Source organism: Mycobacterium paragordonae, assembly GCF_003614435.1.
Classification (GTDB): domain Bacteria; phylum Actinomycetota; class Actinomycetes; order Mycobacteriales; family Mycobacteriaceae; genus Mycobacterium; species Mycobacterium paragordonae.
On sequence record NZ_CP025546.1, the window covers coordinates 5,575,659 to 5,589,319 of the forward strand.

The 13,661-nt window shown below is 66.7% G+C and carries 14 protein-coding genes and 1 tRNA gene; 5 read left to right on the forward strand and 10 right to left on the reverse strand.

All coding sequences use genetic code 11. The features are described 5' to 3' along the window. Positions 1-39 precede the first annotated feature (39 nt). Positions 40-1,248, reverse strand: coding sequence for an arginine deiminase (gene arcA, locus C0J29_RS24850; protein ID WP_065161699.1), 1,209 nt, complete (start codon positions 1,246-1,248; stop codon positions 40-42). A gap of 81 nt (positions 1,249-1,329) precedes the next feature. Between arcA and C0J29_RS24855 the strand changes: the two genes are divergently transcribed. Then, positions 1,330-1,938 (forward strand): alpha-ketoglutarate-dependent dioxygenase AlkB, encoded by a 609-nt coding sequence (locus C0J29_RS24855; protein ID WP_197519116.1) that lies wholly within the window; start codon positions 1,330-1,332, stop codon positions 1,936-1,938. Here the strand turns inward: C0J29_RS24855 and C0J29_RS24860 are convergent. The 3 genes from C0J29_RS24860 to C0J29_RS24870 are packed head-to-tail and all read right to left on the reverse strand — an operon-like array spanning position 1,935 to position 4,332. Then, complete coding sequence (locus C0J29_RS24860) at positions 1,935-2,594, reverse strand: DUF5642 family protein (RefSeq protein ID WP_120793877.1); 660 nt, start codon at positions 2,592-2,594, stop codon at positions 1,935-1,937. The two genes, C0J29_RS24855 and C0J29_RS24860, sit on opposite strands and share 4 nt — an antisense overlap. Before the next feature lie 27 nt (positions 2,595-2,621). Further along, positions 2,622-3,299, reverse strand: a complete 678-nt coding sequence (locus C0J29_RS24865; RefSeq protein ID WP_120793878.1) for a DUF5642 family protein — start codon at positions 3,297-3,299, stop codon at positions 2,622-2,624. A gap of 37 nt (positions 3,300-3,336) precedes the next feature. Next, a complete protein-coding gene (locus tag C0J29_RS24870; RefSeq protein WP_120793879.1) occupies positions 3,337-4,332 on the reverse strand; it encodes a GNAT family N-acetyltransferase in 996 nt (331 codons plus the stop codon). A gap of 145 nt (positions 4,333-4,477) precedes the next feature. On the opposite strand from C0J29_RS24870, the gene C0J29_RS24875 reads away from it, so the two are divergent. After that, a complete protein-coding gene (locus tag C0J29_RS24875) occupies positions 4,478-5,224 on the forward strand; it encodes a methyltransferase domain-containing protein (RefSeq protein WP_065164099.1) in 747 nt (248 codons plus the stop codon). Positions 5,225-5,280: 56 nt separating this feature from the next. Here the strand turns inward: C0J29_RS24875 and C0J29_RS24880 are convergent, their stop codons facing one another. After that, positions 5,281-6,075 carry a bestrophin-like domain gene (locus tag C0J29_RS24880; protein WP_065045394.1) on the reverse strand — a complete coding sequence of 265 codons (795 nt, stop codon included), beginning with the start codon at positions 6,073-6,075 and terminating at the stop codon, positions 5,281-5,283. A gap of 75 nt (positions 6,076-6,150) precedes the next feature. Between C0J29_RS24880 and C0J29_RS24885 the strand changes: the two genes are divergently transcribed. Next, positions 6,151-6,693, forward strand: a complete 543-nt coding sequence (locus C0J29_RS24885; RefSeq protein ID WP_065045395.1) for a hypothetical protein — start codon at positions 6,151-6,153, stop codon at positions 6,691-6,693. On the opposite strand, the gene C0J29_RS24890 is transcribed toward C0J29_RS24885, so the two are convergent. Next, positions 6,685-8,628: a SpoIIE family protein phosphatase gene (locus C0J29_RS24890; RefSeq protein ID WP_120793880.1), complete on the reverse strand. Its 1,944-nt coding sequence runs from the start codon at positions 8,626-8,628 to the stop codon at positions 6,685-6,687. The genes C0J29_RS24885 and C0J29_RS24890 overlap by 9 nt on opposite strands. Positions 8,629-8,675: 47 nt before the next feature. Further along, entirely contained in the window at positions 8,676-9,632 is a 957-nt protein-coding gene (locus C0J29_RS24895) for a helix-turn-helix transcriptional regulator (RefSeq protein WP_120793881.1), read from the reverse strand. 174 nt (positions 9,633-9,806) lie between these two features. On the opposite strand from C0J29_RS24895, the gene C0J29_RS24900 reads away from it, so the two are divergent. Together C0J29_RS24900 and C0J29_RS24905 are read left to right on the forward strand one after the other, a co-directional pair. Continuing rightward, positions 9,807-10,385, forward strand: a complete 579-nt coding sequence (locus C0J29_RS24900) for a TetR/AcrR family transcriptional regulator (protein WP_120793882.1) — start codon at positions 9,807-9,809, stop codon at positions 10,383-10,385. Next, a complete protein-coding gene (locus tag C0J29_RS24905) occupies positions 10,382-11,206 on the forward strand; it encodes a hypothetical protein (RefSeq protein ID WP_120793883.1) in 825 nt (274 codons plus the stop codon). Before C0J29_RS24900 ends, C0J29_RS24905 begins: the two co-directional genes overlap by 4 nt. Positions 11,207-11,256: 50 nt before the next feature. On the opposite strand, the gene C0J29_RS24910 is transcribed toward C0J29_RS24905, so the two are convergent. The 3 genes from C0J29_RS24910 to sepX form a co-directional block, all read right to left on the reverse strand. Then, a complete protein-coding gene (locus C0J29_RS24910) occupies positions 11,257-12,120 on the reverse strand; it encodes a bestrophin family protein (protein ID WP_120793884.1) in 864 nt (287 codons plus the stop codon). Between the two features lie 343 nt (positions 12,121-12,463). Then, positions 12,464-12,539, reverse strand: a tRNA-Ala gene (locus tag C0J29_RS24915). Between the two features lie 49 nt (positions 12,540-12,588). After that, positions 12,589-13,656 (reverse strand): divisome protein SepX/GlpR, encoded by a 1,068-nt coding sequence (sepX, locus tag C0J29_RS24920; protein ID WP_120793885.1) that lies wholly within the window; start codon positions 13,654-13,656, stop codon positions 12,589-12,591. Positions 13,657-13,661 lie beyond the last annotated feature (5 nt).

Here is a 13,661-nt window from a genome sequence, read left to right on the forward strand (position 1 = left end):
GACCCGCACGGCAAACTCGACGCTGCAAGCAGCAAAACGCTAGAGCGGATCCCGGGCCGCAGGGCAGGACATGCACCGTGGCCCGCCGCGGCCGGTGCCCAATTCCGAGCCGGCGATGGTGAGCACCTCGATACCGGCATCTTGTAGCCGGGTATTGGTCGCGACGTTGCGTTCATAGGCGACAACCACCCCCGGCGCCAGGGCCAGGGTGTTGTTGCCGTCGTCCCACTGCTCGCGTTCGGCGACGACGGGATCGCGGCCGGTGTCGATCACGCGCAGTTTCTCGATGCCGATCGCGGAGGCCGCCGCCTCGGCAAAAGGTTCGGCGTCGTCGATCGACACGCCGGCCTCGGTGCGCCGCAGGGTGAACGCCGAAAGGGTGTCCACGACATTGGCGTACATCACCACCGTGTCGGTGTCGACCATGGTGCAGACGGTGTCCAGATGCATCTGCGCGCGGCTCTGGGCGATCGGCACCGCAAGCACGGTGTGTGCGAGATCGTCGTCGAACAGGCTGCGCGCCAACGCTTCTGCGCCGGCGGGCGTGGTCCGCTCCCCTACTCCCACGGCGATCACGCCCGGAGCGAGCAACAGCACATCCCCACCCTCGACCGGCGCGGTGCGCGACTCGTAGGCCCGCCGCACGCCGGTGAATCGCGGGTGATGGGCGTAGATGATGTCGGTCAGCGAAGCCTCGCGCCGGCGCGCCCGCAAGGCCAACGACGGGATCACCACCCGCGGCCCGATCCAGATCGACGAGTCGCGGGTGAAGACCAGGTTCGGCAGCGGCTCGATCACGAAATCCGCGCCGTGATGCATGCGCAGTACCAGCGACACCCCGGTGCGGGTGCTGGGCGGAAGCTCCTCGAAAGTCATCCCGGCGGTGAGCACGTCAGCCAACAAGGCCGGCTCAAGACCTCTCAGATACTCCGAAAGCTGTTGCGCCAGAATGGGTCCCAGCCTGCGCGCATCCACGGCCGCTGCCACGCCCTGCATCCGGGCGGCGCCGCTGTGCTGCAGCGCCTCGGTCAGCAGCTGCGACAGCAGCAGCACTTCCACGCCGCGGCCACGCAGCAGATCGGCGAACTGGTCATGCTCGTCCTGTGCCCGCGCGACCCACGGCAGCCCGTCGAACAGCAGCTGGTCGTTATTGCTCGGGTTGAGCCGGCGCAGTTCGGCGCCCGGACGGTGCAGGATGGCGACCCGCAACGCGCCCACCTCCGAATTGACGCCCAGCTCCACACCCACAGCTCAAACCGTAGCCGCGTAGGCCGTGTCGGGCGCGTCACACGCCGAACCATCGAACTGGTGTGCGATAGACTGGGGTTCGTGGCGATCGCGGCTCAGGGCTCGCTCTTCGAGCACAACGAACGCAGGCAACTCGGCGACGGCGCATTCATCGACATCCGCGCGAACTGGCTGCGGGACGGCCCGGTCGACGGCTTGGACCTGCTGGAGGCGCTGCTGCACTCGGTGCCGTGGCGCGCCGAGCGCCGGCAGATGTACGACCGCGTGGTCGACGTACCCCGGCTGGTGAGTTTCCACGACCTGGCAGTGGAAGCTCCGCCGCACCCCGCGCTGGCGCGGCTGCGCCGCCGGCTCAACGACATCTACGGCGGTGAGCTGGGTGAACCGTTTACCACCGTCGGCCTGTGCTGCTACCGGGACGGTTCGGACAGCGTGGCCTGGCACGGCGACACCATCGGCCGCAGCAGCTCGCAGGACACCATGGTCGCGATCGTCAGCCTGGGCGCCACCCGGACGTTCGCGATGCGCCGCCGCGGCGGCGGCCCCTCGTTGCGGTTGCCGCTTGCGCACGGCGATCTGCTGGTGATGGGCGGATCGTGCCAGCGCACCTGGGAGCATTCGGTTCCCAAGACGACCGGCGCGGCGGGTCCGCGAGTCAGCATCCAGTTCCGGCCCCGAGACGTGCGCTAGCTTCTGACCGCATTGACCGCCTTGACCAGCAGATCGCGGGCGCGCTGGGTGTCGACCTTGGCCACCGGTTGGCCGGGAACCACCAGCGGGTTGGCGATGACGATCACCTGGTAGTCGCCGAACTGCGCGGAATAGTTGTAGAGCTCCCCGGTGCGCGGCGAGCCCTCGACCACCGCCTGCAGCACTCGGTGCACCGCTTGGGTATGGACGCCGTCGATCTGCGGGGCCTCGACGACCTCGATGGCCCCGCGCAGCTGGGTGCCGGAGAACCCGACTTTCGCGCAGTCTTTGCCGGGGTCGTTGAGCGGCAGCGCCTTGGAGGTTTCGACGGCGATGGCCACGAACCGATTGCCATTGCCCTCCGCGGAGATGGCCGCCATGTTGCCCTCCACCCCCGCCGGCATTTCGGGCCCGACCGCTGCCTTGGCGCAGTTCGCCGGGTCGAAGGTGAGCCCGTCGGGCAGCTTGCGGGAGCTGAAGAACTGCGGGTCAATCGCCCTGGGCGTGATGTCGGTGACCTTGAATTCCGGCCCGAAGCCCGACTTGAGATCCAGGATCTTGGCGATGTCGCCCTTGGCGGGCCGCGAGGGGTCAGCACCCGGGGAGCAGCCGACGAGCAGGCACACCGAACCGAGTGCGAGCACCAGCTTGAACATCGTGGCCAATCTACCCAACCCGGATGCTCAGCCGCGCAACGTCGAGACCGTTTTGACCAACAGGTCGGCCGCGAACTGCGGCGGCAACGGCGGCAGGATCGACCCGGGATCTGTGGTCAGCGTGGTGAACGCGTAGTAATCACCCAGGTAGGCGACGAATGTGTATGCCCGTGAATCGATTTCGCTACCCGACTCGACGGCCGCCCGGATATCCGCGACCATGCCGAGGGTTTGCGCGCCGTCCACCTTGGGTGCGTCGATGAGTCCCACGCTCACCACGGTGCGCCCGGCGGTCAGGTCCCAGCGGGCGCAGGCGGCCACCGCCTCGCGCGCCAACGTCGCCGGCGCGGCGACGACGACCGCGTCGACGATTCCGCCCGGCCCCGATCCGGAGACGCCCTGCGCGGGCTGATCACGGCCGGCCGCGGGATCGGCCAGGGCGGCGCATTCCGGCGGGTTGGCCGCCGTTTGATCGCCCAGACCCCAGATGGCGCGGGGCGAAGGGGCACGGGCGATGTTGGAGGCCTCGTACCCGGGCGGCAGCTCGCGGCCCACCCTGCGGATATTGGCCGGGGTGATGGCGGCGGTGCGCGGGGTCGACGATGGCGAGGTCACCGATGGCGCGGGCGCGGGCGATGCGGCGCAGGCCGCCAGCAGCAGGACCGGCGGCAGTGGCCCGAATGGACCAAACCAGAACGGCCGCATGCCCGTTCATATCACGGCGAGCCGACCTCGGCGCTGATCAACTCACCACCTCGATCACCTGCCGGGCGACCTGCTTGATCTGTTCCTCCATGGCACGGCCGAAACCGAGCCGGCGCGGCACCTCGATGACGGTGGTGATGACTCCGATGTCCTCGCGCTGCCAGACCGCACCGTGCTGGTCCATGATGGTGCGCATCGGCAGGTTGTCGGAAAGCATTCGCGCAGAGAATCTTTCAACGCCGTCCACCCGCGCGGCCACGGCCAGCGCGCCGATCAGGAAGGTTCCGATGCCCCGTCCCTGGTACGCGTCGGCGACAGTGAACGCGATCTCGGCGACCGTCGGATCCTTCTCGTCGCGCACGAAGCGGGCATCGGCCACCGGGTCGCTGCCGTCGACCATGACCCAGACGAAGTGGTCGACGTAGTCGACCTCGGCCAGGTAGTGCATCATCGCCAGGTTGGGCACCCGCGCGGACATGAAGCGCCGGTAGATGGTCTCGCTGGAGAAGTGGATGTGCCCGTGCACGGTGCGCTCGCTGTCGCCGGGCAGCACGGGACGCAACATCAACTGGCTGCCGTCGCGCATCTGCACCGAGATGGGTGTGATGAAGGCGGCCAGGCGCTGACGGACGGTGCGGACCAGCCGGTCCATGATCCCGGGGATGTGCACCATCTGAGCCAGGGCGTCTTTGCCGCCGATCCAGCCGGTCAGCGGTTCGAGTGTGGTGACCGTCGCGGTGCGCGGGATGTCGCGGAGCAGCGCGATCTCCCCGACGATCATGCCGGGCACCAGTTGTTCGACGATCACCGTGTCGTCTTCGCCGACGTGCATCACCTCGGCGCTGCCGGAGTTGATCAGCAGAAAGGAGACGGCCTGCTCCCCCTGGCGCATCAGCATCTGCCCGGCCGGCGCCTGCAGCGGGGCAAGACAGGACGCCAGTGGTAGTAGATCCTCGGCCGGACAACCCTTGAAGATGTCCATTGCCGCGAGTTCTTCGGCCCCCACGCCGCTCAATTCGGCCATCCCGTCCATGCTTACCCGTTTTGGGCCCAGCTTTGGGTCCGATCCGCCTCAGGTTATGGCGTCGGCTACCGCCCCTGCAAGGAACCCGAAGGTGCCCGCACTAGCCTGACAGCAGGCCGCCGGCAAGACGCAAGACTCCCGAAACGGACCAGAAATGATCGATAACCAGGACCGGGTTGAACTGACCCGCAGTCTGCTGAACAAGCCCGCCACGCTGCGGCACGGCTATCTCGACGTGTTAGGCGAATCTACGGCCGCTCCGGTTCCGACGTTTGCTCAGCGCGCCATGAACAGCCCCTTCGTCGCCACCGTCTACGAAGGGCTGTGGCGGCCGACGTCTTTTTATCTGGCCAGCGGTGTCACCACGCAGGCCGAAGAGCGCCGCGCGGCGGCGGCCCTGCACCTGCGCAGCGCCACGAGGCTGCTCGATGTGGCCTGCGGGCCAGGCAATTTCACCGCCCCGTTGGCCGCTCAACTGTCCACCGGAAGCCTCGCGGTGGGGTTCGACATTTCCGAGCCGATGCTGACCCGGGCCGTGCAGGACAACAGCGGGCCACGGACCTGCTACGTCCGCGGTGATGCCCGCGAGTTGCCGTTCGGCGACGAAACCTTCGACGCCGTTTGCTGTTTCGGGGCGCTGTACCTGATACCCGAGCCGTTCCGGGTGGCGCACGAGATGGTCCGGGTGCTACGACCGGGTGGCCGGATCGCCATCCTGACCAGTTACGCCGGCCAACCACCGCCCCTCAACCTGGCCGTCAACACCACCGCGCGCCTGATCGGGCTCACCATGTTCGACAAAGACGCATTTGTCGATCTGTTCACCGAGGCCGGATTGACCGACGTCGAGCAGCAGACGCAACGGGCCCTGCAGTTCGTCACCGCGGCCAAACCGGCCTAGCACTCCGATGCGGCGGCCTCGCAGAACGCCGCACATCCGGCCGGCCGGCCGTGGGCTCAGGTCGACGGATTCGACAACACCGAGATGACGTCGCGCAGCGGGTCGGACGAGGTCGCCATCTCTCCCAGGAAGGGATGCGAAAGCTCGAGGACGAGAAAGAGGTTGGCAGCCACCAGCACACCCACGGTCGCGACCATCACGCTGTGGATCCGCGGATGCTCGACGCCGTAGATGATCGCGCAACTGAGCACCAGGCTGCTGGTCAACAGAATCACCGTCCACAGCGCAAACGACGGCCCGGTGTTGGTCTGGGCCTGCATAACCCGCTCCGTGCGCGCCTTGCTCATCTTGTCCAGCGTGCCGTAAGAGGTTGCTAGGAAGGTCTTTTGGGTGTCGGTGTGCGGTTGAACCTGCTGATACGCCTGGTAGACGCGTTGCAACGCCTTATCCGCCGGAGGGTATTCGTAGCCACGGACGGCCTGCGGCCACTCGGCCAGCGCGGCGCGCTCGTACTCCAGCAGCGCTTGCCGGATCCGGTCGGCGTCGGGCTGGTCGAACGCAGTGAGGTCCCTGGCCAGCTGGATGCCGGCGGTGCCTTCGTCGCGTGCCTGGCCGTCCTCGGTATTGATCTGACTCCACATGCCGGACACGACGAAACCGATGAAGAACGCGTAGACGAAGCCGACCACTCCGTACGCGAAGCGGGTGGCATCGTTGTGATCGGCACCGGCGAGCTGCGGGAACTTGCGGCGGACGAGCTTGCGGACCAGCACCGCGCCGCCCGCGATGCCGACGACCAGCAGTATCAGCAGGAGCCACGATGGAACATTGGCGACGATCCAGCTACTCACTCGTCACCCCTCCTTCCCCCAACTCACCGACTCTAGCCAGTAGCGTTTACCCGTGGTCGATTTCTGGGGTGAGCGGTGAGCGTCGCGGGGTTCGTTCTCGGCGTGGTCGCCACCGTGCTTGCGGTGATCTCGCTGGGCTGGCAGCTGACCAGCTACCGCCACCAGCGACCCTGTCCGAAACTCAAGCCGGTGATCGGGCGGCTGACGCCCGACGGGCTGGTGACCAACGACGCCAGTTCCGACGTGCGCGAGTCATTGGCCGCGGTCGCGGACCAGCTCGAGGACGTTCCGCTCATCATCGGCGTCAAGGTGGTCAATGCGGGCCGGACCCCATTCCACGTCGCGGGCTGGGCCATCCGCACCGATCCCGACGGCACCTCGCTGGTGCCCGTCGAAAAGCCGGTCGCCGGGGCCGACGTTCCACACGAGATTCCGCCCCAGGGCAGCGCGGTTTTTCTCACCGAGTTCCGGCATGCACAACGGTTCGCCGCTGCCGCTCACAACGCCGCGGGGAGCGAGGACCCATCCCCGCGCATCGTGCTGACCGTGTCCTCGGGCACCCGCACCTACCGGACCAAACCCATTGCGCCCGAACTGTTTTCACTCGAATCAGAGTAGTTGCGAGTCGGCCGGCTCTTGCGCGGCCGGCAGTCCCACCAGGTTGAGGACGTGGTGTGCGGCACCACCTGGCAGCGCGACCAGGGTGCAGGCGGTCTGGTGTCGGCCGGCGAGTTCGTGTGCGTCGGCGAGCACACTGACGGCGGCCGAACCGAGGTGGGTGACCGCGCTCAGGTCGACTTGAATCGACCTGGTGCCGGCCTGACTGCGCAGCGACAGAACCTCTTTCAGTTCGGGGGCCGCCAGGGTGTCGACATCACCCACGACGACGATGTAGCCGTCATCGGAGGTGCCGACTTCGAAGGTCGTCGGCGCGGTGGCCCGCGGGGCAGGTGCGGCCAGGTCGGTGAAGACCGACTGCCGCGTCAGCAGTTGGGTGGCCGTCGCGGTGGTGCCATCCTCGCCGTGGCTGACGACGGTGTCGGGCACCGCGGCTTGAGCGATCGACAGCCCACGACCCCGGTGGACGTCGCTGGCGGTCGCCTTCCAGGTGCCGGAGTCGGCCACCACCACCCGTACCCGACCTAAGTCGTTGAGTTCGGCGTCGATCGAAAAGTCGCCGAGAGATGTTGAGACGTAAGCATGTTCGGCCACATTGGCGATCAGCTCGCTGACGGCGTGCACGAGGGACTGGGTATTGCCGGCATCGGCCCCCAACCCCGCCAGCCACTGCCGCAACCTCGCCCGCACGGTGCGCTCGGCGGTCTCATCCGCGCGGCCCTCGATGTGTAATGCCGGCGGCGGAGTGCGGCGCTGCGCGGCGAGCAGCGTGATGTCGTCGCTGTATCCGGTGGTGCGCACCAGTAGCTCCACCGCGTGCGAACACACCCTTTCCACTGGGGCCTCGGCCGGGTCGAGTGGGAAGGTCTTCCCGCTGAAGACCCGGGCCATCACCTCGGCGACTTCGGCGGTGCTGGCGGCGAGTTCGCGACCGGGCCGTTCGATGATTCCGTCGCTGTAGAGCATCACCAGGTCACCCACGGCCAAGGTGGCTTTTCGGGTGCTGAAGCCCCGGCCGCTGCCCAGCGGGCCGGCTCCGGTGGTCTGCAGATACTGCGTCGTACCGTGGGCGATGATGACCAGCGGCGGTGGGTGGCCGGCAGTGCAGTATTCGAAGTCACCAGTCGCGGTGTCGAACCGGGCGACACACACCGTGGCCGATTTCGCCCCCGGGATCTCCGCGACGAACCGGTCAACTGCCGTCAGAGCATCGAAAATGGCTGCGCCACTGTGAAATTGCATTCTTACCGCGGTACGCAGTTGCGCCATCACCGCCGCCGCTTGCACACCGTGCCCCACCACGTCGCCGACCACCAGCACCAATCGGCCGGCGGGGTCGATGAGGGCGTCGAACCAGTCACCGCCGGCCGCGGTGTCCTGGGTCGCCACCAGATAGGTGGCGGCGATTTCCGCGCCCGGCAAAACCGGCACACTCGGCGACAGCAGCGCACGCTGCATGACCCCGGCCGCGGCCCGCGCCGACTGGTACCGGCCTGCCATATCGCGCGCCCGTTCTTCTGCCGCCAACCGGGCTTGCACGGATTCGGTGGTGTCGGCGCCGACGATCACGACGCCGGTGATCTCTCCGCGCGGATCACGCTGCGGGACAGCGGTGATGTTGACGAATCGTTCCCGTACCCCGGTTCCGTCCAGGTCGACCTGGACGCGCACCTCGGCGACGTGCAGGGGTTCTCCGGTCTGATAGACGCGGTCGTACATGTCGAGAATGCCTTGCTCACGCAGCTCGGGTCCGAAATCGTCGGCGGCCACTCCCAGCAACGCGTTCGGGTAGAACGCGCGGTGCGCCGCGTTGCAGGCCACCAGCCGCAGCTGCGGTCCCGCGAGCGCGCAGGCAATCACCGGCAGCCCGTCAAACGTTGCGCGCACCGTGTCGTCGTCGCCACAGTGGCGGTCGACTGCGTTCCCGGTACTCATCGGAAACTTGTACCCCTTGCGCTGTCTTCTCAACTCGGGGATGTCGCCTAGCCGCGCAGGGTGACGTGCGGACTCTGGCCGTAGTGCTGCCGATAGTAGACGGCAAAGCGGCCGAGATGCCCGAAGCCCCAACGCCGCGCGACTCCGCCCACCGTCGCGGTTGCCTGGTCGCCGGTGACCAGGTCGAGATGGGCCTGATGCAGGCGGACGCGACGGACGTATTCCATTGGCGTGCAGTCGCGGTGCTTGCGGAACATGTACTGCAGGGCGCGTGGAGTGACGTAGACGGCGCCCGCGATGTCGGCCAGTGAGATGTCCGTGTCCGCGTTGTCTTCGATGAATGCGATGGCACGTCGCAGCAGAACCGGGGTGCTGTCGCGCCGGTCCATGGCGATCGGCTCCATGACCGCGTTGTTGAGGAAGGTCGCCAGCATGCTTGCCGCGATGTAGCGCTGCGCCGTGCCCACCACGAGCGGATTTTGGCAGGCCTCCGGGTCCGCCGCCACCGTTTCGCGAACGTGGTCCAGCGCGGCGACCAGCTGCGTGCCCGCAGCCGCGGAAGTCGGGACGGAGCCGGTGAGCCGCACCTGGTCCCGCGGGTCCGGCGAGTCCGCGGCGACGTGGCTCAGGAGAGCCCGGTCCACCGAGTAGATGTCAGCGCTGGCGTGGCGGCACATCCCGATCAGCGACTCGCCCGCGATGGCGCCGAACGCCCCCACCCGACCCGCTCCGAATCTTTCGAAAGCGCCGCGCTCGACGCGCGCGTCGATGCTGCCCGAACGGACTCGGACAAGCAGGATCCGCTCCGGGGGAACCATGGCGTAGCTGAACGCGTAGTCGAAATCCGCCACGTCCACACTGGTCGAGCCGACCATCGAACGCTCCAGGCGGCTCCGGGTCGGTACACCGTGCTCACCCGCAGCCATCCGGATACGCCCGAAGCTGGCGCTGACAACCTCCTCGGCCTCGCCGAGGTCGGTGGTGTCGAGCAAGACAGTGAACATTGACGCGGGCTTTCGTTCAGAGACCTTTACCGCGGCATCGCATGGAACCGACGAGGCCCATTATCCAACAAGCGACGAGTTAATCCAGATCGGCTTGCCGCGAGCCGGAATTCACTGACGGTCGTCATTGACGTCCGTCAGTGAACAGGCGTACCGTTCCGGCATGGGGTTACTGTGACCGCTCCGCCGTCGACCCGAGAGGCCCGGCGACTCGAAACCCGGGCCCGTCTGTTCGACGCCGCCCTGGCCGAGATTTCGAGTCGGGGACTGGCCGCCGCCGACGTCAGTGCCATCGCCGCCGCCGCGGGCGTGGTGCGGGGAACCTTCTATTTCCACTTCCCCAGCAAAGAACACGTTCTTGTCGAGTTGGAACGCAACGAAGAGATCCGGATGGTGGCTGAGCTCGGAACTGCCGGCGGCGACTTGGTGACGGTGCTGTCGCGGCTGGTGGATCGGATCTTGGAAGCCGAAAGCCGTTTGGGCACAGTTGTTTTCCGGGACATGCTCGGTTTGCACTTCGCCTCGGCACGGCCGGCCGATGACGAGTTGGCCGCGCACCCCGTCCTGGAATTTCTGGTCGGCGTGATCGCCCGCGCGCAGCAAGCCCAGCACGTTCCCGCGGACGCAGACCCGGCTGAACTCGGAATGTTCTTCCTCACCGGACTTTTCGCGCTACTTGCCACCGGAACGCACGACACGGCGTTGTTACGCCGTTATGTGACAACAGTTGTCAAAGGAATGGAGACACGATGAATCGCACCAGCATCGAGGGGTACCGGGATTTCCTGGCCAGGCGTGACGGCGAAGCCGACCTGCTCAACAGGCGGCTGGCCAAACGCGAGCAGTTCTTCGAAGAGCTGGAAGCCAACCCGGTCCGGTCGGCACACCCCGCTGATCGCGCGACCTTCCTGCGCAACCTGCGCCGCCGGCGGCCCGAGCCCGGTCTGGATCGCAAGATGCTGTTCCTGCTGGCGACCGCCAAGCTGAACCAGGCGGAACGCTTCGGCGTCGGACTCGGTGAAACCTACGGCCGCAACAGCGACGAAAGCCTGCCGCCGGAGAACGTCTACCTCGAACTGGAAGAGCACTACCACACTCGGTTGCTGGCCTACGCGCTCGACGTTTTCGATCTGACATTCCAGGTCGTCCCACCACCCTTCGTGCTGCGGCAGTTCGTCAAGACGGGCGTGTTCATCCCCGAGCGGCTGAGCTTCATGTTCGTCGGAGCCGCGGAGATGGCGGGCTGCATCATGTTCGACGAGTTACGCCGCGCCGGCGCCTCGCTGTTCGCCGACGAACCCGCGGTCGCGGAGCGCATCGAACTGCTCTACACCGAGATCCTCACGGACGAGATCGGGCATGTCGGGTATTGCGCGTCGCGCTGCACGGCCGGTGAGCGGGCGGTGATGCGGCGGCTCTATCCGTGGATCGGCCGCCTCTTTGCCCGCCAGACCGCGGAGATCAGCCTGCTGGTGGACGTCAAGGCGCTGAACGCGCGGCTGGACCGGCCGTTTGATGTGGAGGAGCTGACCGCGGGGCTGACGAACGAGACGTATCTGGTCGCGCATCCGTGAAAGCACGTCGCACCGGCTTCGCTTGAAAGGAAAGCACCGCGAGTCAGCTGCTAAATGCCCGCCTGAGCGTAGACATTCTTCTGGATCGTTTCGCAGATGTCCTCGAGGGGGAGGTCGTTCGCGTCATCGCCGAAGGGGCTTTCGATCTCGACGCCGATTTCCTCGATGCCGAAAAATGTGTAAGCGATGATGAGGACGTCGACAATCGTTGTCCAGCCGAAGGTGTCGACCATGGCGAAGGGGAGGGTGAAGCAGTAGAGGACAAGCGCCCGGCGCAAGTGGACGGCGTAGGCGAAGGGCATCGGCGTTTTGTGAATTCGTTCGCAGCCGCCGAGGTAGTCGACCAGGAGCTGAATGTTCTGGTCCATCGACGTGAGCATGATGTCAGAGATCAGGCCGCGCTCGCGCGCCTCCCGGAGGCAACCGGACATGTTGCCGGCGACAGCGAGAGCGGGATGCTGGGCGTCGATCACCTGCTGCGCCTCGTCGGGCGGAAGTTCTTTGATTTGTGGCCCGAGGCCTTCGGTACCGCGCAGGACGTGCATGGCCGCCCAGGGAAACACGGCTGTCCAGCGGGCGAGTCGGGCGACCAGGGCTGGATCCCCAGCGATGTATCCGCTGGCGCTGCGGACGAGGTTCCGAGTTTCATTCACGATCCCTCCCCATAGCTTGCGCCCCTCCCAGAAACGGTCATAGCTGGAGCTGGTGCGGAAAACCAGAAGCAGACCAAGGGCGAGGCCCATCAGTGTGTGCAACTGGATGGGCATGCCGACCGGCGCGACATAATTGTGAAAGGCGACAACCGCTGCGGACCAAGCGACGCATAAGGAGACTCGACCGATGATCTCCCGGACCAGCGAGCCGCGGATGTCAAAAAAGTGGTCGAGCCATTTGTGCGAATCGTATTGGATCATCGCTCATTTCGCTTCGTTGAGGTAGACGGGCTCAGCTGGCGCAGGAGGGCTTACACGACGACGAATTTGGCGCGATCCAACCGCGGATCATGCCCGGCCGCACCGCCGCCGGATAGTTCCAGATTTCGATGCCTGGTGCAACACCAAGACTCCATGTCGACGGTGCGGGACGTATTGCGGAAGGCGAAGTGGGGAGCGGAAACGAACGGCGGGCACGAATAGCGGAAGTCCGAGGATGCCCACCAGCCCAACCCAGGTAGCTACTGGCGCAACCAACAGAAAAACCCCGGCCGATGGCTCCGATGGCCGGGGAATCTGTAGGCCATGACGCGACTCATCACACTGGTGGAGCTAAGGGGATTCGAACCCCTGACCTACTCGATGCGAACGAGTCGCGCTACCAACTGCGCCATAGCCCCTGATCGCTAAGCAGGCTACCAGCCGCGACCGCGAAGGAACGAACCGCGACTACGCCCCGACCGCGCGCGGCAGGTCACGAGGCCAGCCGTAGTTGCGCACCGGCACCGCGTAGTCCAGGTGCTCGAAGATCGGGTCCTCGTCATCGATCTCCAGCACCACCGCACCGGGCCGCCGCAACCGGGAGGGAACCAGGTCGTATTCGTGGTCCTGGGTGTTCTCCACGCCCAGCCGGCTGCGCGCCATCCGCTGCATCCGGCGCCGGCGCACCCTCTCCTCGATCTTGGTCTGCCGCCGCAGGTAGAACAGGTACATCAGGGTGATCGTGGTCGCTACGGCACACAGCCACCAGGCCATCGGCGTCACCTCGAAGGCCGCGATCGCCGAGCCGACCAGGACGATCGCCATCGCCACCAGCACGCGCTTGCGGAACGCGTACTTTCGGGCGCTGACCGCCGCGGCGGTCTTGTTCTCGAACCGGCGCCGGCGGTTGACGCCCACCGCGTAAGCCGGTGGCGCGTCGTCCATCTCGTCGTCGTCTTCCTCGGGCTCCAGTCCTGAGGAGTCCTCGACGTATTCGTATTCGTCCTCGTCGAGATCGTCCTCGTCGAGCGTGTCCTCGTGCTCGTCGTGCTCGTCCAGGGGCTCGGGCTCGACAGCCAGCAGTGCAGGGCCCTGGGACTGCGCCTCGCCGGTACCCACCGGTAGCGCGGGCGCGTCCTCGTCGATCACGTCGACGTCGAGGTAGTCGGGCTCGGCAGCCTCGGCGACCTGGTCAGCACGAGCCATCGCGGTGACAACCGACCGCGGCCGCATCAGCTCGTCGGTGTCGGCGTCGTCGGCCGCGTGGTCCTTGTCGGCGTCGGCGAAGGCGCCGTCGATCGGCTCGGTGTCCCAGTCTTCTTCCGGCTTCCAGTCGGGGTCACTGCGATGGCCCGCCGCCGGACCGGTCCGCTTGAGCAGCCGGGCACCGGCGCCGCCGTTGAGCACCCTGGTCGCCAGCGCCACGTCGCTGGTGCGCCGGACGGCGTCGCGCTTGCTGATCAACATCGGCACCAGCACGAACAACCACAGCACCACGAGCGAAATCCACAACAACGATTGCGGGATGCTTGGCATGATGA